This window comes from Myxococcus sp. MH1, from assembly GCF_059738865.1.
Genome location: NZ_AP026947.1, coordinates 1,267,566 through 1,291,028, shown reverse-complemented (window position 1 = coordinate 1,291,028; position 23,463 = coordinate 1,267,566). Strand labels below are relative to the sequence as shown.

At 70.8% G+C, this 23,463-nt stretch carries 17 protein-coding genes and 1 pseudogene; 10 read left to right on the top strand and 8 right to left on the bottom strand.

Translation table 11 applies throughout. The annotated features are described in order from the left end of the window. Window positions 1-25: 25 nt before the first annotated feature. From AC6JA9_RS05360 to AC6JA9_RS05325, 8 genes and pseudogenes are all read left to right on the top strand, one after another. A complete protein-coding gene (locus tag AC6JA9_RS05360; protein WP_223746019.1) occupies window positions 26-1,498 on the top strand; it encodes a cobyric acid synthase in 1,473 nt (490 codons plus the stop codon). A gap of 69 nt (window positions 1,499-1,567) precedes the next feature. Further along, window positions 1,568-2,800, top strand: a complete 1,233-nt coding sequence (locus tag AC6JA9_RS05355) for a hypothetical protein (protein WP_223746018.1) — start codon at window positions 1,568-1,570, stop codon at window positions 2,798-2,800. 8 nt (window positions 2,801-2,808) lie between these two features. Continuing rightward, window positions 2,809-4,902 (top strand): carbamoyltransferase family protein, encoded by a 2,094-nt coding sequence (locus AC6JA9_RS05350; RefSeq protein WP_483577023.1) that lies wholly within the window; start codon window positions 2,809-2,811, stop codon window positions 4,900-4,902. Then, on the top strand, window positions 4,899-6,878 hold the full coding sequence (locus tag AC6JA9_RS05345) for a TonB-dependent receptor plug domain-containing protein (RefSeq protein WP_408888115.1): 1,980 nt from the start codon (window positions 4,899-4,901) through the stop codon (window positions 6,876-6,878). The genes AC6JA9_RS05350 and AC6JA9_RS05345 overlap by 4 nt, the downstream gene beginning before the upstream one ends. Continuing rightward, window positions 6,875-7,333: pseudogene (locus AC6JA9_RS05340) on the top strand (MXAN_6577-like cysteine-rich protein); the annotation flags it as partial. The gene AC6JA9_RS05345 and the pseudogene AC6JA9_RS05340, both read left to right, overlap by 4 nt. Before the next feature lie 144 nt (window positions 7,334-7,477). Further along, on the top strand, window positions 7,478-8,458 hold the full coding sequence (locus AC6JA9_RS05335) for a hypothetical protein (protein ID WP_497960844.1): 981 nt from the start codon (window positions 7,478-7,480) through the stop codon (window positions 8,456-8,458). A gap of 370 nt (window positions 8,459-8,828) precedes the next feature. Further along, the gene (locus AC6JA9_RS05330) at window positions 8,829-10,310 is read left to right on the top strand and encodes a sensor histidine kinase (RefSeq protein WP_223746014.1); all 1,482 of its coding nucleotides are present in this window, start codon (window positions 8,829-8,831) and stop codon (window positions 10,308-10,310) included. Next, window positions 10,292-11,662 (top strand): sigma-54-dependent transcriptional regulator, encoded by a 1,371-nt coding sequence (locus AC6JA9_RS05325; protein ID WP_223746013.1) that lies wholly within the window; start codon window positions 10,292-10,294, stop codon window positions 11,660-11,662. Before AC6JA9_RS05330 ends, AC6JA9_RS05325 begins: the two co-directional genes overlap by 19 nt. Here the strand turns inward: AC6JA9_RS05325 and AC6JA9_RS05320 are convergent. From AC6JA9_RS05320 to AC6JA9_RS05295, 6 genes are all read right to left on the bottom strand, one after another. Then, window positions 11,659-12,435 carry a glutaminyl-peptide cyclotransferase gene (locus tag AC6JA9_RS05320; RefSeq protein WP_223783550.1) on the bottom strand — a complete coding sequence of 259 codons (777 nt, stop codon included), beginning with the start codon at window positions 12,433-12,435 and terminating at the stop codon, window positions 11,659-11,661. The two genes, AC6JA9_RS05325 and AC6JA9_RS05320, sit on opposite strands and share 4 nt — an antisense overlap. Window positions 12,436-12,555: 120 nt before the next feature. Then, the gene (locus AC6JA9_RS05315; RefSeq protein ID WP_141326829.1) at window positions 12,556-13,056 is read right to left on the bottom strand and encodes a peptidylprolyl isomerase; all 501 of its coding nucleotides are present in this window, start codon (window positions 13,054-13,056) and stop codon (window positions 12,556-12,558) included. Between the two features lie 153 nt (window positions 13,057-13,209). Next, window positions 13,210-13,695, bottom strand: coding sequence for an imm11 family protein (locus tag AC6JA9_RS05310; protein ID WP_342394475.1), 486 nt, complete (start codon window positions 13,693-13,695; stop codon window positions 13,210-13,212). Window positions 13,696-13,795: 100 nt separating this feature from the next. Next, window positions 13,796-15,094: an AHH domain-containing protein gene (locus AC6JA9_RS05305; RefSeq protein ID WP_497959201.1), complete on the bottom strand. Its 1,299-nt coding sequence runs from the start codon at window positions 15,092-15,094 to the stop codon at window positions 13,796-13,798. Window positions 15,095-15,243: 149 nt separating this feature from the next. Continuing rightward, entirely contained in the window at window positions 15,244-16,194 is a 951-nt protein-coding gene (locus AC6JA9_RS05300) for a lysylphosphatidylglycerol synthase domain-containing protein (protein ID WP_223746009.1), read from the bottom strand. Between the two features lie 72 nt (window positions 16,195-16,266). Continuing rightward, window positions 16,267-16,722 carry a response regulator transcription factor gene (locus AC6JA9_RS05295; RefSeq protein ID WP_141333523.1) on the bottom strand — a complete coding sequence of 152 codons (456 nt, stop codon included), beginning with the start codon at window positions 16,720-16,722 and terminating at the stop codon, window positions 16,267-16,269. A 441-nt stretch (window positions 16,723-17,163) separates the two neighbouring features. Here AC6JA9_RS05295 and AC6JA9_RS05290 point away from each other — a divergent pair, with 441 nt between their 5' ends. After that, window positions 17,164-18,657 (top strand): Do family serine endopeptidase, encoded by a 1,494-nt coding sequence (locus tag AC6JA9_RS05290; RefSeq protein ID WP_223746008.1) that lies wholly within the window; start codon window positions 17,164-17,166, stop codon window positions 18,655-18,657. Window positions 18,658-18,733: 76 nt separating this feature from the next. Here AC6JA9_RS05290 and AC6JA9_RS05285 read toward each other — a convergent pair whose 3' ends face one another. Both AC6JA9_RS05285 and AC6JA9_RS05280 read right to left on the bottom strand, forming a co-directional pair. Next, window positions 18,734-19,087, bottom strand: a complete 354-nt coding sequence (locus tag AC6JA9_RS05285) for a DUF1428 domain-containing protein (RefSeq protein ID WP_223746007.1) — start codon at window positions 19,085-19,087, stop codon at window positions 18,734-18,736. A 50-nt stretch (window positions 19,088-19,137) separates the two neighbouring features. Next, complete coding sequence (locus AC6JA9_RS05280; RefSeq protein WP_255652667.1) at window positions 19,138-19,272, bottom strand: hypothetical protein; 135 nt, start codon at window positions 19,270-19,272, stop codon at window positions 19,138-19,140. A gap of 132 nt (window positions 19,273-19,404) precedes the next feature. Here AC6JA9_RS05280 and AC6JA9_RS05275 point away from each other — a divergent pair, with 132 nt between their 5' ends. After that, window positions 19,405-23,433, top strand: coding sequence for a protein kinase domain-containing protein (locus tag AC6JA9_RS05275; RefSeq protein WP_497959200.1), 4,029 nt, complete (start codon window positions 19,405-19,407; stop codon window positions 23,431-23,433). Window positions 23,434-23,463: the final 30 nt, after the last annotated feature.

Here is a 23,463-nt window from a genome sequence, read left to right as displayed (position 1 = left end):
GTGCACCCGCCAGAGGAGGCCCGCCATGTCGAAGCACCCCCACCTCATGATTCAGGGCACGGGTTCCCACGTGGGGAAGACCACGCTGGTGGCCGGGCTGTGCCGCCTGTACGCCAACCGGGGCCTGCGCGTGGCCCCGTTCAAGTCGCAGAACATGTCCCTCAACTCCTTCGTCACCGAGGAGAACGAGGAGATTGCCCGCGCCACCGCGGTGCAGTCCTTCGCGGCGAGGCAGCGGCCCATCGTCCACATGAACCCGCTGCTGCTCAAGCCCAAGTCGGACAGCGTCAGCCAGCTCATCATCCACGGCAGGCCCCACCGGGACGTCGACGCGCGCGAGTACTTCCTGGCCGACACGCACCGTGCGCTCAAGCTCGCCGCCATCCAGGAGTCCATCGACCACCTGAACCGCCACTACGACCTGGTCATCGCCGAGGGCGCGGGGAGCTGCGCGGAGCCCAACCTGCGCCCGTTCGACGTGGTGAACATGGAGGTGGCCCACCGCCTGGACGCCCGCGTCTTCGTGGCCGCGGACATCGACAAGGGCGGCGTGGTGGCGGAGCTGCTCGGCACGCTGCGCGTCCTGGAGCTCGTCGCCCCCGAGGACGTCGCGCGCATCTGTGGCTTCATCATCAACAAGTTCCGGGGAGACCGGCAGGTCCTCCAGCCCGCCGTGGACTTCATCGAGCAGCACGCGAAGAAGCCCGTCGTCGGGGTGCTGCCCTACCTGTCCCTCGCGCTGGAAGAAGAGGACCGCGTCCAGCCCCGCATGCACGGCACACCCGAGGTCGACATCGCCGTCCTCTACCTGCCCCACATCTCCAACAGCACCGACTTCGACTACCTCCAGGAGGAGCCCCACGTGCGCGTGCGCTTCGTGCGCTCCGTGGACCAGCTGGGTGCGCCCGACGCCATCATCCTGCCCGGCACCAAGAACACGGTGGGGGACCTGGTCCACCTGCGGCGCATCGGCTTCGAGCGCGTGCTCCAGGAGCTGAGCGCCACCACGCCCATCGTCGGCATCTGCGGCGGCTTCCAGATGCTGGGGCGCCACCTGCTCGACGAGCACCGCCGCGAGTCCGAGCACGGCAGCACCACCGGCCTGGGCCTGCTGGACATCGACGTGGAGTTCCTGCCGGGCAAGACGGTCTTCAACCGCCACTACACCCCGACGAAGGACAATCCCTTGCGGGATGCGGGCGAGGTGTCCGGGTATGAGATTCATTCCGGGCTCATCCGGTACGACAGCGCGCGGCCGATGTATGCCCACCCCGGCGGCTTCGATGGCGCGGTGCACGAGCGGCTGCCCATCTTCGGCACCTTCATCCATGACCTGTTCAAGAATCCTCGTCTGAGCCGCGCCTTCGTCGACACGCTGCGCCAGCGCAAGGGATTGCCAGTCCTGACAGCGCCCCTGTGCAACCACGACACCCGTCGGGAGGACAGCTATAATCGGCTCGCTGCCGCCCTGGCCGAGCACATGACATCCATCGACTGACTCTTCATCCCGCCAAAGGGGGCGCTCGGGGATTCCCGACGACAGGCGAATGTAAGGAGGAGGCTCAACGTGAAGCTCGATGGATTCGCTCGTGTCCTTCCGCGCGTGGTGCTGCTCTTGGCCATGGCTTGCCAGCACAGCGCGCTCGCGCAGGACCAGCTCGACACCGCCCCGAAGACACTCACCCAGCAGGTCCTCACGCCCGTTGGCACGACGTACCCCTACACCCAGCAATTGCAGTGGTTGGACGCGGGGCGGTTCATCGTGGGACGGCTGGATGGCTCGATGACGCTCTTCCGCCCGCCTGGACCCACCGAGTGGGGTCCCATGCTCACAGACGTGCTGCGCACGCCCGCCAACCGGGGCGTGGAGATGATGGCCGTGCGGGATGAGCGGACGTTCGTGACATCCAACGACAGCACCACCATCACCTTGTGGCGCGAGCGGGACCTCTCCGTCGCGGAGGACGCCGAGCCCGCGCTGCTGGACCGGCTGCCGCGCGCGTTCCGCTACCAGAACTTCGCCTACGACGCGGACGTGGGCACGGCCAACAGCGCCGTCTTCGTCACTCATGGGAACCGGGAGTACCTCGTCACCGGCCACGAGAACGGCTTCGTCCTCATCTGGAGCGTCACGCGCAACGGCCGGCAGCTGGCGGTGCTGAAGAAAATCGACGTGCGCTCGCCCGACCCCATCCCCAGCCCGTTCCAGCTGTGGAACGTGCGGGACATCGTCTCGTGGCGCGACGGCGTGGTCATCACCGGCTCCGAGGACGGAGACCTGGTGATGCTCCAGCTCCCCCAGGGCAACGTGCTGGCCCGCAAGCGCTACAACCCGGCGGCCCAGCGCGGCATCAACGGCCTGGCCATCCTGGATGACCACCTGGTGGCAGTGGCCTGCTCGGTGGGCCCGTCGGACAAGAACACGTGGCTGTTCCGCGTGCGCCCCGCGGAGCTCCAGTCGCAGGGCTCGGTGGACCTGAAGCAGAACCTGTCCCTGCCGCAGTCCTTCGCGTTCCGCGCCGCGATGGCCAGCGTGGGCGGGCAGCCCCACGTCTTCGCCACCACGCAGGAGGGTCTGCTGTGGACGGTGCTCGTCACGCCGGACGGACAGCTCCAGGTCCAGGCCGTCAGCTCGGTGGATTTCCCCATCGGTGAGGCCATCGACTACAACCCGGCCACCTCGCAGCTCGCCGCCGTGGGCGTGCTCGTCAACCTCTTCAACGTCGCTCCGCCCGCGCCCGCGCAACGCCAGCAGGCGCCCAAGGCCGCGCCGCCTCAAGCGCCGTCGCTGGTCCACTGAGCACGGCGATGTCCCGGGACAGCGCTCCGTGGGTGCTGGGCATCGGCGCGTCGAATCACAACGGCGCCGCGTGCCTCCTGCGTGGTGACGAGCTGGTCGTCGCCGTGCAGGAGGAGCGACTCCTCCGCCGCAAGCGGGCGTGGCTCCCTGGCGGGGCCGTGTCCTTCGCGGTGCGCTACTGCCTGGAGACGGCGGGCATCCGCGCGGACGAGCTCAGTCTCGTCTCGTGCTGCTCGCTGATGGGGCCTCGCGGGCCGCTGTACGACGTACGCGCCAACCCGGACCTCGCTCCGGGTGTCCCGGTGCGCTACCTCTCGCACCACCTGGGCCACGCGGTGGGCGCGTTCGCGACGTCCGGCTTCGACGAGTCGCTGGTGCTCGTCGTGGACGGGTTCGGCTCCAACGTCCAGGACCTGTCCCCCGAGGAGCTGGCGGCGGTCGTCACCGAGCGACGCGGAGAGGAGACGCTGTCCGTCTACCACGCGTCGCGCGAGGGCTTCGTGCCGGTGGAGAAGCACCTGGGCACGTTCCTGGAGGTGACGTCCTCCGTGGACCTGGAGCGCTTCCGGGGCATGCCTCGCTTCGGCAGCCTGGGCGGGCTGTACTCCGCCGTCGGACGGCAGCTCTTCTCGGATGTCCTGGAGGGGCCGGGCAAGGTCATGGGCCTGGCGCCTCACGGCGTGGCGGACACCCCCGTGTCGGACTTCTTCGACATCGTCGACGGGCGCTTCGTGTTCCACGACACCGTGCCTCGCCGCTTCACGCATGACGAGCGCTGGCCCGCGCGACAGGTGGAGTATCGGAACCTCGCGGCCTCGGCGCAGGCGGCGCTGGAGGACGGGCTCTTGCGGCTGGTGCGTCGACTGCGCGCGAGCACGTCCTGCGACGCGCTCTGCTACGCCGGGGGCGTCGCGCTCAACAGCGTGGCGAACGAGCGGCTCTTCACCGAGAGCGGCTTCAAGGACCTCTACGTGATGCCCGCCGCGGAGGACAGCGGCACCGCCATCGGCGCGGCGTACCACGGGCTTTGGCAACTCACGGGGCGGCGCTCCACGCGGCGACTGGGCCATGACAGCACGGGCAGGACGTACTCCGCCAAGGACTGCGACACCGCGCTGCGCACCGTGCCCGCGGTGGTGTCGCGCAGGCTGCCGCGACTCGTCCCCGAGGTGGCCGACCTGCTCGCCGAGGGGAAGATGCTCGGCTGGTTCCAGGGCGGCTCCGAGCTGGGTCCACGCTCCCTGGGCCAGCGGAGCATCCTCTGCGACCCGCGGCCTCGCGACATGAAGGACACCCTCAACGCGCGGGTGAAGTTCCGCGAGGGCTTCCGTCCCTTCGCCCCCGTCATCCTCGCGGAGAAGGTGCGCGAGTGGTTCGACGTCGACACGGCCTCCACGGACAGCCCCTTCATGCTCCGCGTGTGGCGCTTCCGTGAGGAGCAGCGCGAGCGCGTCCCCGCCGTCGCCCACGTCAACGGCACCGGCCGCGTGCAGACGGTGACGAGGGAGCACACGCCCCTGCTGCACGCGCTGCTCACCGCGTTCGATGAACGCACCGGCGTCCCCGTCCTGCTCAACACCTCGTTCAACATCGCCGGGGAGCCCATCGTCGAGACGCCCGAGGACGCGCTGTGGGGCCTGCTGTCCACGGGGCTGGAGGGCTGCGTGCTGCTGGACCGCTTCGTGTCCAAGCACGAGGCGCTGCATTCACTGCTGGACCTGGAGGTGCTCGTCCTCGGAGAGCGAATCGCGCCCCTGTCCTCGGAAAGCGCGGAGGACACGCTGGACCTGCGTCCCCTCTTGAAGGAGCCGCTGGGCTTTGGCCTGGACGCCTCGGGACGCAACCTGGAGGATGCGCGCCGGATGCTGGGCAGCGGGCAACAGGGTGGCGCGTTCAAGGTGCGGACGCCGTGGGGCGCGGCCGTGCAGCTCGTGTCGAGCGAGCTGTCGATGCTCGTGGCCCAGGTGGAGCGCGGGATGACCGGCTGGAAGCTCCTGGAGCGGGTGTCTCGCGAGGACTCGAACATTGATGAGCAGAAGCTGACGCGGATGCTCGGCACGCTGCGGCGCGCGCACGTGCTCCAGTTCGGTCCGGGCGTGTGAGGACGGCGCTCGCCAGGGGCCTGCTGGGCCTGGGGCTGCTGGCGTGCGCCTCCGTGCGGGCCCAGTCCACCGAGGATGCGGGCACGCCCCCCATGTCCGAGGTCATCGACGTGGTGGGCGAGGTGCCCGACCCGGAGCCGATGGACCGCGCCGCTCGTCGCGACCCGAGCAGCGTCGTCACCGTCATCTCCGTGGAGGAGCGCGGCGGCACCGCGCGCGACACCGCGGAGGTGCTGTCCACCGCGCCCGGCGTCTCCATCCAGGACTCGGGCGGATACGGCCAGGGAAAGAGCCTGGTGGTGCGCGGCGCCTCGTCGAACGGGACGTTGGTGCTGCTCGACGGCATCCCCCTCAACGGCGCGGGCGGGAGCATGGACCTGTCGCGCGTCCCGCTCGCGCTCGCCCGTGAGCTGGAGGTGATGCGCGGGAGCGCCGGCTCCAGCCACGGCAGCGGCGCGCTCGGCGGCGTGGTGAACATCATCACCCGCGCCCCCGGTGACACGTTGAGCCTCGCCGGCGAGCTGAGCCACGGGAGCTGGAACACCACCACCGGGTGGCTGTCGCTCACCGGGCCCGTGCTGGACAGCGAGCTGCTCCTGCTGCTCCACGGCGGCACGTCGTCCGGGCGCTTCGCCTATCCGTTCGATGCCACGCCCACGCTGCCGGGTGACGCGCCCGAGCTGCGACGTCGCGAGAACAACGACGCGCGGGGCGCCGGGGCGCTCGTGCGGCTGCGCCGCCGCCTCTCCCAGGGCGTGGTGCTGGACGCGATGGGCGAAGGGACCCTGGAAGGACGAGGGCTCGCTGGCACGGCGCAGAACCCGCTCGCGGACGCGCGTCAGTCCAACCGTCGCGGCATCCTGAGCCTGCGCGTGCTGGGCGACCTGGGCCACCACGTCCACGTGTCCGCTCGCGCGCACTATCGCCAGGAGCGGCTGGAGCTGTCGGGCGGTCCGCTGCCACAGCAGGGCGTGCAGACCCTGCGCACGGGCGGCGTGGAGGCCGAGGGCAGCCTGCCGCTGGGAAGCTGGAACGTCGCCTCCGCGCTGGCGAGCCTCGGCGGGGAAGGCGTGGCCACCGATGGCGCGCCCGTGACTTCGGACGGACGCACGTCCTGGCTGCGCGCCAGCGTCCGCGTCATGGACGACCTGGCGCTGCTCGACGGCCGGCTCCACGTGACGCCCTCGCTGCGCGTGGAGCGCGTGGGCGCGTTCACGCTGCTGTCCCCCAAGCTGGGCGCACGCGTGACGCTGCCCGCGCGCCTGGAGCTGCGCGCCAACGTGGGCCAGGCGCACCGGGCCCCCTCGCTCGTGGAGCTGTACGTGCGCCAGGGCACGCTGCTGCCCAACCCGGACCTGCGCCCCGAGCGCGCCGTGTCCACGGACGTGGCGCTGGCGCACCGCACGGAGCGCTCGCTCGTGTCGGTGGGCGGCTTCTTCGCGAGCTACGAGGACCTCATCACCTACGAGGCGTATCCGCCGTTCGCCGCGAAGCCGAGCAACTTCGCCTCCGCGCGCGTCTCCGGCCTGGAGGTGGACGCGGAGGCGCGCCCCTTCTCCTTCCTGTCCGGCTCGCTGGCGTACACGTTCCTCGTCTCCCGCAACCTCCGGGATGACCCGCGCTACTACCTGAAGGACATCCCGCTCCGGCCGCGCCACACCCTCGCCGCGCGAGTGACGGCGGGCCCCTCGTGGCTCACGGGCCGCGTGGAAGTGCGCGCCCAGTCCTCACAGCTTCGCAACCGCACCGGCGAGCTGGTGCTCCCGGGCCGCACGCTCCTGCACGCGGGCCTGTCCACCACGGTGGGCCAGCGCCCCGCCTTCACCTTCTCCGTCGACCTCAAGAACGTGCTCGACGTCCACGTCGACGACTTCGACGGCTATCCCCTGCCGGGCCGCGCGGTGCTCGCCTCCGTGGCCCTGGCGCTCGACGTCCCACCCTCCCCCTCCACTGCCAAAAAGGCGGACACCCCATGAAGCCCTCGCCTCCTCCAGGACGCCACCTGGCGCTCCTCTGCTCCCTGCTCTCCTGCCTGCTGCTCACCGGCTGTCCCGACGAGGGCGTCGTCTGCAGCGAGGGCCTCTCCCGCTGCGGCGACACCTGCGCGGACCTCACCAGCGAGTCCGCGAACTGTGGCGCCTGCGGCAACGCCTGTGGCGAAGGCCAGCTCTGCGCCGAGGGCGCGTGTCGCTGTCTGACGGGGACCACGGCCTGTGACGGCGCCTGCGTCGACACCCGGTCCTCGCCCCAGCACTGCGGCGCCTGCGGCACGACGTGCGACAGCAGCGAGGTGTGCGAGCAGGGCACGTGCCAGCTGAACTGCACCGCGGGCCTGCTCCGCTGCGGCAACGCGTGCGTGGACGGGGACTCGAGCAACCTGAACTGCGGCGCCTGCGGCAACGTCTGCGGCGACGCGCGGACGTGCCGGGGCGGCGTGTGCACGTACGACATCGTGGCCACGTGCTTCAACACCGGCCAGGTGGTGGGCATCCAGTCCGGCGTGGACCTCAAGGGCCCCGGCACGCTGGTGGCGTCGTCGCCGCAGAGCGCCGCGCGGATGAGCGACGTGCTGCTGGTGCTCGACTCTACGCGCAAGCTCATCCAGGCGCGGCTGGACGACTACGGCGTGCTGCCTCCGCGCCACGACACGGGCCGCGCGCCCAACCAGGTCCTCGTCGAGGGGCCGTTCATCTACATCCTCAACTCCACCGACAACACGCTCCAGGTGCTGCGGAGCACCGAGCCGCTCCCGCCCGGCAAGCGCCACCCCGAGGGCATCTCGCTCCAGAACGTGGCCAGCGTGAGCTTCGGCGCCAACACCAACCCCTTCGGCATGGCGCGCGTGGGCAACGAGCTGTGGGTCACCCTCTACGGCAACCTCGTGGGCGACCCGAGCGCCGGAGGCCGCGTGGCGCGCGTCTCGCTGGCGTCCCCGTCCGAGCCGCGCGTGACGAGCACCATCGACCTGCCCACGGGCGCCGCGCTGCGTCCCTTCCCGGACAACACCACGCTGTCGACGCCCGCGGGCATCACCCAGCACCGCGGCAAGGTGTACGTGGCCCTCAACAACCTCAACCCCGCCACCTACGCCCCCGGCGGCCCGGGCCTGCTCGCGCGCATCGAGCCGGCGACGGGCGCGGTGAGCCTCGTCGGCCTGGGCGACGACTGCCTCAACCCCAACGCGGTGGCCTCCGTGGGCGAGCACCTGGTGGTGAGCTGCGGCGGCAAGTCCACCTATGACGCCGAGTTCAAGCTGGTGTCCGTGGAGCGCACGGGCCTGGTGATGCTGGACGCGCAGGACACCGTGGTGGCCTCGGAGCCCATCGCCTGCTCGCCGGGCATCGGCTCCTGCCCCATCCCCGCCGCCGGCCGGTTCGCCGTGGTGGGCCCGCGCATCTACACCGGCGACACCAACGGCGGCCGCGTCTTCGTCCACGAAATCGTGGGCAACACCCTGGTCGAGCGTCGGGGCCTGAAGGACACCTCCGAGCCCGCCATCGCCGCCTGCCCCGCCAGCGGCTTCTCGCTGGTCAGCGACGTGGTGGCCCTGCCCTGATTCCAGGGCACCTCGGGGGCACTTCGCCCCGATGGGGCAATGTGCCCCGGCCCCGGCGGGACATTCCACCCCGTCCGGGGCCCTCCTCCGAGGGAGCCGCCCCGAGCCAGACGCTGGCACAAAGGATGCTCTAGAGCTTCCGCGTGCCCCGGCCACATCGCGGGGCGGAAACCGGAGGAGGCGTCACGCAGCGCACGTCGGTCCTCGTGCACCCACGCCGAGCTTCGGGCGATTGCTCGCCCGCCGAGGAGCCCGACGCGACGTCCTGACGCCTTCTCACGGCAGTCGCGGTAGTTTCTGAGTACTTCCTTCCGGTCCATGCATTCTCGACCCCTCCCACGTGCATGGACCGGAATAGCCTCGACCCACCGTGAGACTCGCACGCAAGTTCACCCTCGCCCTCGTCCTGCTCGCCGTGGCCGTCATCGCCGCGCTGCAGGTCATCCAGGTCCGCCGCGAGCTGGAGCGCTCGGCGCTGGACATGCAGCATGACCATCGGCTGCTCGGCCACACGCTCGCGGGCACCATCGGCAAGGCGTGGCAGCTTGCGGGTGAGCGCGAGGCGCTCAATCTCCTCAACCAGTCCAACAACTACCAGGAGCAGGTCCACCTGCGCTGGGTCTGGCTGGATGGCGGTCCCGGGACGCCGTCCCTCGCGGGCTTCCCGCCCCGGTTGATGGCCACGCTGCGCCAGGGCAGGGACGGCTCCATGGTGGACCCGGACCCGGCGCCGGGCCTCTTGCACTCGTACACGCCGGTGAAGATTGGCCCGCGCTTCGGCGCCATCGAAATCACCGAGTCGCTGGGCGAGGAGCGCCAGCACGTCTTCGTCACGGTGGTGGGCACCATCGTCGCCACGGGCACCATCACCTTCGCGTTCCTCATCGTCGCCATGGCCATGGGCCGCAGGCTCGTCGGTGAGCCGGTGGACCAGCTGGTCCAGCTGGCGGAGCGCTTCGGCCATGGGGATTTGTCCGCGCGCGTGCGGCTGCCACCGCAGCGGCGGGGGGACGAGCTGACGACGCTGGCCAACGCGATGAACCGCATGGGCGAGCAGTTGGAGGAGACGCGCTCGCGGCTGTCCGCGGAGACGGCCGCGCGGCTGTCCGCGGTGGAGCACCTGCGGCACGCGGACCGGCTCACCACGGTGGGCAAGCTGGCGTCGGGCGTGGCGCACGAGCTGGGCACGCCGCTCAACGTCGTGATGGGCCGCGCGAAGATGATTTCGTCGGGCGAGGCGGAGGGCGAGGAGGTGGGCGAGAGCGCCCGCATCATCAGCCAGCAGGCGCAGCACATGACGCGCATCATCCGGCAACTGCTCGACTTCGCGCGGCGCCGCGCGCCCCACCGGGCCCCGGAGGACGTGCGGGAGCTCGTCTCGCGCTCGCTGTCCCTGCTCAAGCCCATGGCCGCCAAGAAGAGCATCACCCTGGTGGAGGACATCCCCCCCGGCGTCACGGTGGAGGCGGATGGAGGCCAGGTGCAGCAGGTGTTGACCAACCTGGTGATGAACGCGTTGCAGGCCATGAACCAGCCGGGGACGGTGCGCGTGCACGCGGCCCACTCCCGGACCACGCCACCCCAGGACGTGGGCGGCCCCGAGGGGAGCTACGTGCGCGTGGACGTGGAGGACGAGGGCTCTGGGATTGCCCCGGACGTGCTGGCGCACGTGTTCGAGCCGTTCTTCACCACGAAGGATGTGGGCGAGGGCACGGGGCTGGGGCTGTCCGTGTCCTATGGTCTGGTGAGGGACCATGGCGGCTGGATTGCCGTGCGAAGCGAGCTGGGACGCGGTAGCTGCTTCTCCATCTATCTGCCGAGCGGAGGGGACACATGCCAGGCCGCGTCCTGATGGTCGAGGACGAGCGCGAGATGCGCGCCATGTTGGAGAAGGGGTTGACCCGCCGGGGCTACACGCCCGTGGCCATGGGGGCCGCCGACGAGGCGCTGGCGAAGCTCGCCGGCGAGGACTTCGACGTGGTGCTCACGGACCTGCGCATGCCGGGCATGGACGGGCTGGCCCTGTGCGAGCGAATCGTCCTCAACCGGCCGGACATCCCCGTCGTGGTGATGACGGCGTTCGGCAGCATGGAGACGGCGGTGGCCGCCATCCGCGCGGGGGCGTACGACTTCGTCACCAAGCCCATCGACATCGACGCGCTGGTGCTGGTGCTGGAGCGCGCGGTGCAGCACCGCGCCCTGCGAGACGAGGTGCGCCGGCTGCGGCAGGAGCTGGGGCGACGGCAGCAGGACAGCGGCGCGGTGGTGGGCGAGAGCCCCGCCATGCAGCAGGCCTACGCGCTCATCGACCGGGTGGCGGACCTGGACTCGACGGTGCTCATTACCGGCGAGAGCGGCACGGGCAAGGAGGTGGCCGCGCGGGCGGTGCACACCCGTGGACGCAGGGCCCAGGGGGCCTTCGTGGCCATCAACTGCGCGGCCATGCCGGAGGCGCTGCTGGAGAGCGAGCTGTTCGGCCACGCCAAGGGCGCCTTCACGGACGCGAAGGCGGCGCGCGCGGGGCTCTTCATCCAGGCGCACGGCGGCACCCTGTTCCTGGATGAGGTGGGCGAGTTGCCGCTCACGCTCCAGCCGAAGCTGCTGCGCGCGCTGCAGGAGCGGGTGGTGCGGCCGGTGGGCGGGGACACAGAGGTGCCGTTCGACGCGCGCATCGTCGCGGCGACGAACCGGGACTTGGAGCTGGCGGTGGAGGAGGGCCGCTTCCGCGAGGACCTGTACTACCGGCTCAACGTCATCGGCGTGGAGCTGCCGCCCCTGCGGGCGCGGGGCAACGACGTGCTGCTGTTGTCGCAGCGGTTCATCGAGCAGTTCGCCGCGCGCAACAACAAGCGGGTGGTGGGGCTGTCACCGGCGGCGGCGCAGCGGCTGCTGGCGTATGGGTGGCCGGGCAACGTGCGCGAGCTGCAGAACAGCATGGAGCGCGCGGTGGCGCTGACGTCGTTCGAGCAGATCACCGTGGATGACCTGCCCGAGCGCATCCGGAACTACAGCCAGCCGAAGGTGGTGCCGGAGAACACGGACCCCTCGGAGCTGGTGACGCTGGAGGAGCTGGAGCGGCGCTACATCCACCGCGTGCTGGAGACGGTGGGCGGCAGCCGCACGCTGGCGGCGCGAATCCTCGGCGTGGACCGCAAGACGCTGTACCGGAAGCTGGAGCGCGACGACGAGGCGAAGAAGCCCTAGTCGAGCGTCTCCAGCTTCACCTCGAAGAGCTTGGGCCAGAGCTTGCCCGTCATGAGCATGCGGCCGGTGCCGGGCTCCACGGCGATGCCGTTGAGGACGGCGTCGGTGATGCCTCGGACCTGGGAGGCCACGGAGCGCGCGAGGGCGGACGCGTCGATGACGGCGGTGACCCGGCCGGTGGACGGGTCGATTTCGAGCACGTCCGTGGAGTGCCAGACGTTGGCGTAGATGACGCCGTTGGCGCACTCCAGCTCGTTGAGCTGCTCCTGGGGCTGGCCCTGGAGGGTGACCTCGACGGAGTCCAGGGGCTCGAAGGTGTCGGGGTCGTGGAACGTCAGCGTGGAGCTGCCGTCGCTGCGGACCAGCCGGCCCTGCCAGTAGCACAGGCCCCAGCCGTCGCCTTCGTACGGGGTGGTGCGCTCACGGGTGGGGGGCAGGCCGCTCCAGGTGAAGAGCAGGCCCTCGGTCCAGGTGAGCTGGTAGAGGCGCTCGCCGTCGCTGGCGAGGCCCTCGGTGAAGACGTCACCCAGGCGCTCGATCCAGAGGGGCGTGGCGGACTCGAGCGAGATTTCGCGCAGCGAGCCCTTCTGGCCGGTGCTCTCGAACAGGCGTCCCTGGTGGAAGACGAGGCCCTGGGTGAAGGCCTCGGTGGAGTGCGGATACTCCTGGACGATGCGGGCCACCTTCCGTGTGGGGCCGCCCTCCGTCGGTCGACGATGGACAGGTCCACAGCTACAGCCCACGCCCAGCCCCAGCACACAGATGGCCGACATCCACGCTCGCTGATTCAAGTGCATCGAGTCGCGCACGGAAGCAGGAAACGCGGACCGGCACAACACACTCCCGGCCCGGGAGGACCGGGACGTGTCACGGCGTGGACGACGCCTTCCGCCTCAGACGACCTTGGCGCTCTGGATGACCACGTCCTCGAGGGGCACGTCGCTGTGACCGCTCTTGTTGCCGGTGCGCACCTTCTTGATCTTGTCCACGACCTCCTGCCCCTTCACCACCTTGCCGAACACGGCGTAGCCCCAGCCCTGCACCGTGGGCGCGGTGTGGTTCAGGAACGAGTTGTTGACCGTGTTGATGAAGAACTGCGCGGAGGCGGAGTGCGGATCGTTGGTGCGGGCCATCGCGACGGTGTACTGCTCGTTCTTCAGGCCGTTGTTGGCCTCGTTCTGGATCTGCGCGGTCGGGACCGGCTTCTGCCTCATTCCCGGCTCGAACCCGCCGCCCTGAATCATGAAGTTCTCGATGACACGGTGGAAGACGGTGCCGTCGTAGTGGCCCTTCCCGACGAGCTCGAGGAAGTTGCTGACGGACTTGGGCGCCTTGGCCTCGTCCAGCTCGATGGTGATGTTGCCGAAGTTCGTCGTCAGTTCGACCGTGGGCATGGAAGGTTCCCTGGAGGTAGAGGGTGGAAGGCGCACACCACTACCTCTTCGGTGCCGCTGTCCGCAATGAACACGTGAGGCGCTGCGTCCCCGGGCCCGGCGGAGGATTGCACTGGCGAACGATTCCGCCGTCCGCCGAGGGGCGACTTCCCATCAAGCGCCCGGGTTCCCCGTGACGCGCTTGAACATGACGCCCAGGTTGCCGATTCGCTCGAGCGCCTCCTTGACCTCCTCCGCGACGATGATGGGGTGCTTGAAGCGCTTCAGCATGAAGGCACGCGCACCCTCCGTCTTCTCGGGGAGGATTCGCAGACCCGAGATCCACCGGAACTCTCCCGCACGCTCGGGGAATGGGTCGTCCTCGGCGTAGTGCTGGACTCCCGTGGAACCCGCTTCGTCGATGCAGTCGACGACCCTGACGACATTCACGATGAAGAAGCGCTCGTCCACATCCTCGACGGACACCGGGAACAGCTGCACATCGCCGGGCGCGAGGGTCTTCAAGGCCTGGCCCACCTCCTCGCTGACGACAGGAACTCGCTGCACGCCGGCGAACACGAACGCACGTGGGCTGCCCCGATGACGCACTCGCGCCAGGATGGGTCCAGGGTCGGAGAGGGGACGCCCGTCGGTGAACATCCCTGGGTCCTCGAACCTCCCCCCCGAGGCCGGCGCGGGAGTCGCGAGGTACCACTGAGGGACATCGGCGATTTCGACCCAATAGAAGTGACGGTCCACCTCAATCCCCTGCCTTCACGATGTAGCCGCGCAGCTCCGAGCCCGGCGTGAGCAACTCGTTCGCAATCCTCGCCAGCTCGTTCACCAGTCGCACGCGGCAATCCTCGGTTCCCCTACAGTCCTTGACGGCTCGCTGCAATCGGGGCACCACCTGGGAATGGTACAGCTCGGGATGTGGCCCCTCGTGCCCTTTGAGGCGCACTTTATTGGCCGCGTCCTCCAAGCTCATCCCCGCCATCTCGAACACCTCCTCGCACAGCGGCGTCCACGGCCCACCGCGCAATGTCGAGACGGTGCTCTTGTTCGTGCAGATGTGATGGACCGGGCCCTCGGCGTCCCCGGGAATGCGCCCGGTGGAGTACGACGCAATCACCGCCACGGCGCCGGGAGCCAGGGCCACGTTGAGCACTCCCGCCGCGGGCAGCGCGATGGACCCCACTCCCGCGCCGAGCGCCGCCTCGAGCTTGAACCCTCCCTCGACCTGAGCGCGCAGCGCCGCCTGGGAGAACCCTGGCAACGTCGGCCCCTGTGCCGCCATCGCGGCGCGGCCCCCGAGTGCCGACGTGAGCAGCAGCACCAACACGCGGGTCCCATTCGTCCCGAGCACCTTGCCGAAGCGATGACCGATGTCTTGCAGCTCGACGATGCTCGTCGCCCGCTCGGAGGCCTCCCATAGCCGGAGGAACCCCTGCCCCATCTCCCACACCGGGACGACCCCGAGATAAGCAATGAGGGAGGCCGTCAGGGCGACCGCGATGGTCTTGGTGACGGGCTCGGGCAAGGTCATCGTCAGGAGCAGCGCCAGCGCGGCCGAGCTGATCATCGCCTTGAGTACGACGGGGTTGAGCATGTGCCCCACTTCGTCCTCGACGCTCTCCCAGACAGTATCCAAGGCGAAGGACAGGGCCATCAACGTGCGGTCCTTGCGTGAGAAGGACAGGCCCGTCCCACCTATCAGCGTCAGGCAGGAATCCCGCACAGGGCAGATGCGCGAGTAGAGCGACGCAGGGGAGTTCTCCACGCTGGAGTCGACAATGCCCTTCGAGGACGCAAGCAGCGCTCCTGACCGGACCCAACCTTGCTGGTCCGCCGCGTCCGCCTCGCGAAAAGCGACCTCCAGCTTCAAGGCGAGGAGGAGCTCGGAGAGCGCCCGCTGGAAGTCGTCCTCCTCCACCTCGACGGGCGCGACCTCCATCGGCGTGTAGGTGATTCTCTTGCCGTGCCCCGCGTCGAGGTTGACGACGCGCGTGGTGGCACAGCCCGTGAGCAGACACAGCAAGACGATTCCAGACCCGCGCAAGACATCCCCCAGGAAGGCGCCATGAAGACGCGCGCATCCTGGGTGAGGGGCTCAATCCCTCTCAACCTCACGACCTACCACCGCAGGGGTAGACCCGCGGCGAACACATGCCTTGACAAAGGCAGTCACGAGGAAGCGACACCACATCCCTAGGCCGACTGCCGCCGCCGGCCCCACCACCGGTGCTCCACCAGCTCATGCCCCAGCAGCATCAGCGCGGCCACCGTGAACGGCAGCAGGTAGTAGACGATGCGGTACACCACCAGCGTGCCAATCACGACCGACGTCGGCACCGAGGGCGTCAGCGCCGCCAGGATGACCGAGTCGAACACCCCCAACCCTCCCGGCACCTGACTGGCAATCCCCAACAGCTGCGCCACCGCGAACAGCGCCACCATCGTCAGCGGCGAAATCCCCGCACCCGACGGCAGCAACACCCACAGCACCATCGCCCCCAGCGTCCAGTCCATGCACGACACCGCGAGCTGCTCCAGCGCCTGCCGCCCCGTCGGCAGCGACACCTCCAGATGCAGCCTGGGCACCCTCAACACCCGCCGCATCCATGCGCACGCCGCGAAGTAGACGCCCAACACCCCCAACAACCCCCACCCCAGTCCCCGCGCCACCCACGGCGACAGCGACAGCGCGGACATCGCCCCCTGTCCCGCGTCCACCACCAGCGCCACGCCCGCCACCGCCAACAGCCCCACCCAGAACGTCAGCGCGTTGAACGTCCCCACCTGCGCCACGTCCAGCGCCGTCAGCCCACGCGCCGAATACAGCCGGTAGCGCACGCCGCCGCCCGTGAGGAACGACATGCCGATGTTGTGGCCGAACGCGTAGCCCACGAAGGACGTGAAGCCCACCTGCCGGTAGGGCAGCCGCTTCCCCAGGTGACGCAGCGACAACACGTCATACAGCGTCAACGCCAGGTAGTTGCACGCCGCGCACACCACCGCCAACGCGATGCGCTCTCGCGGAATGGACGCGAGCCCCCGGGCCACGTCCTCACCGTGCAGTTGGCGCAGCTCGTGCCGCAGCACCACGAACGCCAACGCCAGCAACCCCAGGGGAAGCAAGGCGAGGAGCGCCCGCTTCATCAGGTTCCTCGAGAACACCCCCGTACGGTGCTCACCCGCCCGCGCCAGGGCACTCGAAGGGCACCCAGGCCCTCAACGCGACGGCGGCACGAGCGCCTCCGCCGTGGCGCACAAGTCCTCCATGGCGAAGGGCTTGTCCAACACACACGCCGCCCCCAGCTGCGCCGCGTCCCGGTGCAGCTGCGCATCTCCAAACGCGGTGATGAGGATGACCGGCGTCGTCCACCCCTCCCGCCGCAGCCGCGCCACCACCTCCAGCCCCGAGTACCCCGGCATGCGCACGTCCGTGATGATGAGGTCCGGCACCAGCGTCTGGTCCGCCAGCAACCCATCGATGATGGCCTTCACCAACCCAGGCCCGTCCGCCGCCTCCACCACCTCATAGCCCCGGCGCTTGAGCGCCCGATGCAGCAGGGCGCGCATCTCCGGTTGATCCTCCGCCACCAACACCCGAGGCGCCTGCTCGCGCCCCGTGCTCGGGAGCGGCCACGGCTGGACTCCGACTCCCTGCTCCTCGTCTGGCCCCATCAAGACGTCCTCCTCCTGGCGTGGTGGGATGCCCGCCCGCGTGCCCTCCCGACGAGGGCGCCCACAGGGCGAGGCGTGCCCGGGCCAGAGCATTCGACGTGCCACGCCCTTCCCCGGGAGGGCGAGGCAAACCGCCCCGGGGAGATTTGCCCCGACCGGGGCACTTTGCCCCGCGCCCCCTGCCCCCACGCCCCCACCCTCCGAGGGAATCCCTCGCACGAAGCGCTGGCCCGGCATCTGCAATGGAGCCCGACGTCGGTTCGGAAGTGGGGACTCGCGGAACGAGCCCCGAGCCAGGAAGCCGTCGGGAGTCGGGGGACGACCAGCGGCAGACCTTTCCACCTCCAGGAGGAGCTTCTCCACGGGCTCCCCATTTCCGGACCGACTCCTGACACCCCTTTCCCAGCCGGACTCACCTCCGGCCTCTTCGGAGAACGAACGATGGCCTGCTCGCTCCCCTCTCGCCGTTTCCTCGGTGCCCTGGCCCTCCTTCCCGCCGCGACGCTGGGCTTCGCGTGCGGACAGGCCCAGGCACTCGGCTCGCCCAACACCTCCAACGCGGCGTCCACCGTGCCCGCGGCCGTCGCCGCCGCCGCGACGCCCTCCGGCGCGCCCGTGCAGCCCGCGCGCTTCAACCCCGCGACGGCCGGCACCGTCACCTCGCTGGCCCCGCTCGTCGAGTCCGTGAAGGGCGCCGTCGTCTACGTCGAGGTGCAGGCCCGCCCGCGCCGCATGTCCGGCATGCAGGGCCTTCCTCCCGGCTTCGCGGAGCGCTTCGGCCTGCCGCCCGGGATGCAGGGCAACGCGCCGCCGCGGCAGGGATTGGGCTCGGGCTTCATCATCGACGCCTCCGGCACCGTGCTCACCAACAACCACGTGGTGGACGGCGCGGACCTGGTGCGCGTGAAGCTGGAGGGCGGCCGCTCGTACGAGGCGGAGGTGCTCGGGAGAGATCCGCTCACCGACGTGGCGCTGCTCAAGCTCAAGGGCGTGGCGGGCAACCTGCCGTTCGTGCCGCTGGGTGACTCGGACGCGCTGCGCGTGGGCGACCCGGTGATGGCCATCGGCAACCCGTTCGGCCTGGACTCGAGCGTCAGCGCGGGCATCCTCTCCGCCCGGGCGCGGGACATCCACTCGGGCCCCTACGACGACTTCCTCCAGACGGACGCGGCCATCAACCCCGGCAACTCCGGCGGCCCGCTGTTCAACATGCAGGGTGAAGTGGTGGGCATGAACACCGCCATCATCGGCGGCGCCAGCGGCATCGGCTTCGCGGTGCCCAGCAACCTCATCCGCGCGCTCTTGCCCCAGCTGCAGGAGACGGGCGTGGTGCGCCGCGGCTTCCTCGGCCTGTCCATCCAGGACCTCACGCCGGAGCTGGCGCGGGCCCTCAAGGTGGACGCGAACAAGGGCGCGGTGGTGGCGGGCGTCAGCCGGGGCGGCCCCGGTGACCGCGCGGGCCTCAAGGAGGAGGACATCATCACCTCCGTCGGCGGCCGCGCGGTGGACTCCGCCGGAGCCCTCACCCGCGCCGTCGCGCTGCTCAAGCCCGACAGCAGCGTGAAGGTGGACCTGGTGCGCGGCGGCAAGCCGATGACGGTGAACGTGACGCTCGGCACCCGCCCGGCCCAGCGCGGAGAGGAGGAGCTCACGCCGCGCAACAGCACCGCGCCCTCCACGCGCAAGCTGGGCATCGGCCTGCGTGACGCGCCCGACGGCGGCGCGCAAATCACCGAGGTGGAGCCCGGCGGCCCCGCCGAGCGCGCGGGCCTGCAGCCCGGGATGATCCTGGTGCAGGTCGGCGACGACAAGGTGTCCAGCGCCTCCGACGCCGTGCGCAGCCTGACGGGCGCGAAGTCCGGCGCCGCCCTGCTCCTGCGCGTGCGCGCCCCGGAGTCCGAGAACACCGTGCTGCGCGCGCTCGAAGTTCCCTGAGTCGCTCACGACGTCCGGCGGGACGTCTTCCCCTCCCACCCGCCGGACGTCGTCGAGTCCTCATCCGTGAGGGCGGCTACAGCGAGACAATCGACTTGAAGCCGCCCCAGATCATCCGCTTGCTGTCGAAGGGCACGTCCTCGGGCGAGCCCAGCCGCGGGTCGGCCATCACCTTCTTGTTGACCCGGTTCCGGTCCGCCTTCGACTTGTAGACGATGAAGGCGAACACCACGGCCTCGTCCGGCTTGAGCTTCACGCCCCGGGCGAACGAGACGCGGGTGAGGCTCTCGGGGATGTCATCCTCGATGGACTCGATGTACTGGAGCGCGCCGTGCTCGCGCCAGAGCTTGCCCGCCTTGCGCGACATCTTGCGATAGGCGGCCACGTTCTTCTTCGGCAGCGGCAGCAGGAAACCATCGACGTAGGGCATTGCCGTCCTCCCTCCACGAGAAGGGCGGCACCCTACCCCGTTTCCACGCGTCACTTCGCCGGACGGAAGCGCAGCGCGCTCCACACGTCGTCCACGGAGACCTGACGCACGCTGTCGATGCCCTCCTTCGCCAGCCGCTTCCAGAGGATGTCCCGGTTGAGGAGGGAGGGCCGGCATGACAGCACCGACGCTTGACTGGGGCAACCAACGCGCCCTTGCCGGGCAGGCGGCCCCCGGGTCCAGGTGATGCGAAAGCGACCCCAGGGGTTTCCCACGGGTGTCCTGAATCCCCAGGGCGTTTGGCGTAGAGTGTCGCCGTGCCGCGCTGCCAGACATGTGGGCGGCGCTGGGAAGGCTCCCATGCGCCGTGCCCGCCGAGTCCATCCCCAGACGGGGCGGGACGAGCGACGTCCGTGGAGCCGACGCCGCCGCGCATCCCCGGCTACCAGGTGGAGGGCGTGCTGGCGCAGGGCGGCTTCGGCGTGCTGCTCGGCGCTCGGCGGGAGACGGACCACCAGCGCGTGGCCATCAAGCTGGCCCGCACGGGCAATGCCCTGGCGCGCGCCCAGCTCATCCGCGAGTCGGAGGCGCTGCGCCAGTTGGGCCCGCCCACCGTGCCCGCGCTGTACGAGGAGGGCGTGCTCGCCGGCGGCGTGCGCTTCCTCGTCATGGAGCACGTGCCGCTGCCCACGCTGGCGGAGCGGCTGGCGCGCGCCTCCGGGCCCGTGCCCGCGCAGGAGCTGCCCCAGCTGGCGTTGTCCGTGGCGGACACGGTGGCCCGCGTGCACGCGCTCGGGCTGGCGCACTGCGACCTGAAGCCCGAGCACCTGTTCCTCAACGAGGACGGCGGCGGACAGGTGCGCGTGTTCGACTTCGGCCTGGTGCGAGGCACCACACCCCAGGAGGGCACCGCGCTGCCCGGCGAGGGCGCGACGACGAGCGACACCTCGGGCTTCGCCGGCACCGCCGAGTACATGGCCCCCGAGCAGTGCGCGGGCAACGCCAACGTGGACGCGCGCACGGACGTGTACGCGCTGGGCGTGCTGCTCTACGAGATGCTCACCGGCCGGCCGCCCTTCTTCGGCTCGACGCCCGACGTGCTCCAGGCCCACCTGGCGCTGCGGCCGCCGCCACCGTCGGACTTCGCGCCGGTGCCGCCCGCGCTGGAGGAGGTGGTGCTGCGGTGTCTGGCCAAGGAGCGCTCGCGCCGGCCCGAGGACGCCGCCGCGCTGGCCACCGCGCTGCGCGAGGCCTTCTCGCACGCGCACCGCCCCCTCGAGCCCGTCACGCCCCGCCCCACCGCGCCCGGCGAGCCCCGGCCCGCGCAGGTGCGCCGCTCCGTCGCCGTGCTCTTCCTCACCTCGCGCTCCAACCCGGTCAGCGTGCAGAAGGGGCTGGGCTCCTACGGCGGGCACCTGGCGCATACGGACGGGCCTCGCATCGCGGCGGTGTTCGACCCGGACGTCGGAGAGAACCCCGTGCGCCGCGCCATGCGCGCCGCGGAGGGGATGGCCGAGCGGGGCCTGGCCGCGAGCGCGCTCGTGGACGTGTCCGCCGTCACCGTGCAGCGCCGTCCCACCGGAGCGCCGCGCTACCTGGGCGCCATCTTCGCCCGCGCGGACCGCTACCCCACGGGCCCGGACGCGCACGGGCTCCTGTTGTCCCCCGCCGCCGCGGAGGCCGTGCCGGAGGTGCCGTGCACGGAGGTGCCCAACCATCCGGGCCTGCTGCGTCCGGCGTCACCGGGGGCCGCGCCCCGGCCGGACATCACCGTGCTGCAATTGGGCAGCGAGGTGCTGGTGGGCCGCGACGCGGAGCTGGCCTCGCTGGTGGACAGCGCGCGCGCGGCGGTGGGTGAGGCGGCGCCCACGCTCGTCACGGTGCTGGGCGAGCGAGGGCTGGGCAAGAGCCACCTGTCCGCGGCCCTGGTGCGGGAGCTCCAGTTGCAGCTGCCGCTGGCGCGGATGTACAGCACGCGCTCGCGCGAGCCGGTGCAGGGCGACCCGGACGGTACGCTGCGCACGCTGCTGCGCTGCGCGCTCAACGCCTTCGAGAGCGACGACACGGACACCGAGGAGCAGGGCCGCGCATCCATCATGCAGCGGCTGGGGCCCACGCTGGGCTCGGAGCTGTGGCCGGGCGTGGCCGCGACGCTGGGCTGGTACGCGCCGGGCGGGCCGGAGCTGCAGAGCTGGGCGGCGGCGCCGGGCGCCCTGCGCTCCCTGGCCATGCGCGCCACCGGTGAGCTGCTCGCGTCCACCGCCCGTGAGCGGCCGCTGTGCCTCATCATCGACGACGCGCACTTCGCGGAGGAGACGGCGCTGGACGCGCTGGAGTACGCGTGCCTCGCCGAGGCGAGCGTGCCCATCTGGGTGTGCGTGCTGGCGCGGCCCGGGTTCGAGAAGAGCCGGCCGTTGTGGGGCGCTCGCGCCGCGCGGCAGGTCACCGTGTCGCTGCGGGCGCTCGCGGCGGAGCCGTCGCAGGAGCTGTGCCGCATGCTCCTCAAGCCGGTGGAGAACGTGCCCGCGCAGGCGGTGGAGCGCATCGTCGAGCGCGCCCAGCACGTGCCCTTGTACCTGGTGGAGCTGGTGCGCGGCCTCAAGCGCCAGGGGCTGGTGCGTCAGCGCGCGCCGGGTGGAAGCTGGTACCTGGTCACCGACGGCGTGGAGAAGGTCCCCGAGCTGCGGCTGGTGGAGTGGCTGGCGGACCGGGAGCTGGGCGCGCTGCCTTCGACGCTCGCCGCGCACGCGCGGCTGTGTGCCTTGTTGGGCACGGACTTCACCGCCGCGACGGCGGAGGGCGTGGTGCGGGAGCTGGAGCGGGATGGCGCGGCGGGTGGGTTCCCGTTGGATGCGGGCCACGCGACGCGGCGGCTGTTGGACTCCGGGTTGCTCGTGTCGCATCGGCAGGAGGGGTTGAGCTTCCGTAACGAGCTGCTCCGTGACGCGGTGGCCGCCACGCTGCCGGCCGCCGAGCGACAGCGCATCCACCGCGCGGCGTACCGGTATTACCTGGGGCCCGCGGGCGCCAGCGAGCGACAGCGCTTGCCTCGACTGGCCTTGCACGCGGCCGCGGCGGACCTGCGCGAGGAGGCCGCCGCGCTCTCCATCGACCTGGCGGAGTCCGCGCGGGGACGTCATGCGTTCCTCGACGCGGAGGCCATGTACACGCGCGCGCTGGAGCTGCTGGACCCGGAGGATGAGCTGCGCTGCCTCACCGCGCTGCGGGGACGGGGGCTGATGCGCATCCGCATCGGTCGGTATGACGATTCGCTGGCGGACTTCGCGGCGGCGCGGGAGCGGGCTCGCAAGCTGGGGGATGTGCGCTCCGAGGTGGAGCTGCTGCTGGACGAGGCGATGGCGCTGGACTGGGTGAACGACTACGCGGCCAGCGAGGAGCGCGCGCTGGAAGCCCAGGCGATGGCGATGCAGGTGCGGTCGGCGTACGTGCAGAGCCGGCTGCTCCTGGCCCTGGGCCGCGCGCTGTTCCGCAAGGGTGAGTGGCAGGAGGCCCGCGAGCCATTGGAGGCCGCGGCGGTCTTCGCGAAGCGGCTGGGGGACGCGGGCTACGAGACGCAGGTGGTGTCGCAGCTGCTGCTGGCCGTCATCCTCCCCAACCTGGGCGACATCGACGAGACGGACCGGGTGCTGGCGGAGGTGGTCGCCGCGTGCACGGAGCGCGGAGACCTGTTCCACCTGGGCAGCGCCATCAACAACCGCCGCAACCTGTGGGTGGCGCGCAGGGATTTGGCGAGCGCGCTGAAGGACCAGCAGCGCTTCATGCACCTGGGTCGCGAGCTGGGCATGGTGGGCTGGGAGTACTTCGCGGAGCACAACCTGGGCGAGCTGCACTACCAGGCGGGTGACGTGGACGCCGCCGCGCCGCACATCGCGCGGGCGATTGCGTTGGAGCGCCGGCACCCGGAGGTGGCGCCGCGCCCGTGGGCGCTGCTGCTCCAGGCTCGCACCATGGCGTGGACGGGACGACAGGCGCGGGCGCGAGAGCTGCTCGCGCAGGTGAAGCAGGTGCTCTCCGAGAACCGCAATGGCGTGGAGCTGAGTCCCCCCGAGGAGGTGCTGTTCTCCATGGTGGAGCTGTCCACACGGGATGCGTCGGCGAAGGAGTGGGCGGCGCTGCGCGAGCGCTCCAGCCAGGTGTCCGTGGAGCAGGAGCCGCTGGAGGTGCTGGAGATGATGGGCCTGGCGGCGCTGCGGCGGGACGAGACACATGAAGCGGTGCGCATCCTCACGGAGGCACTCCAGCTCGCCTCTCGGATGCCCAACCTCATGGAGGTTCGCATCCGCCGTTCACTCGAACGCGCACGGGATGGCCAATTGCCCGTGTAGTCAGCGTCGCCCGCCGAGCACGCTCCCGAG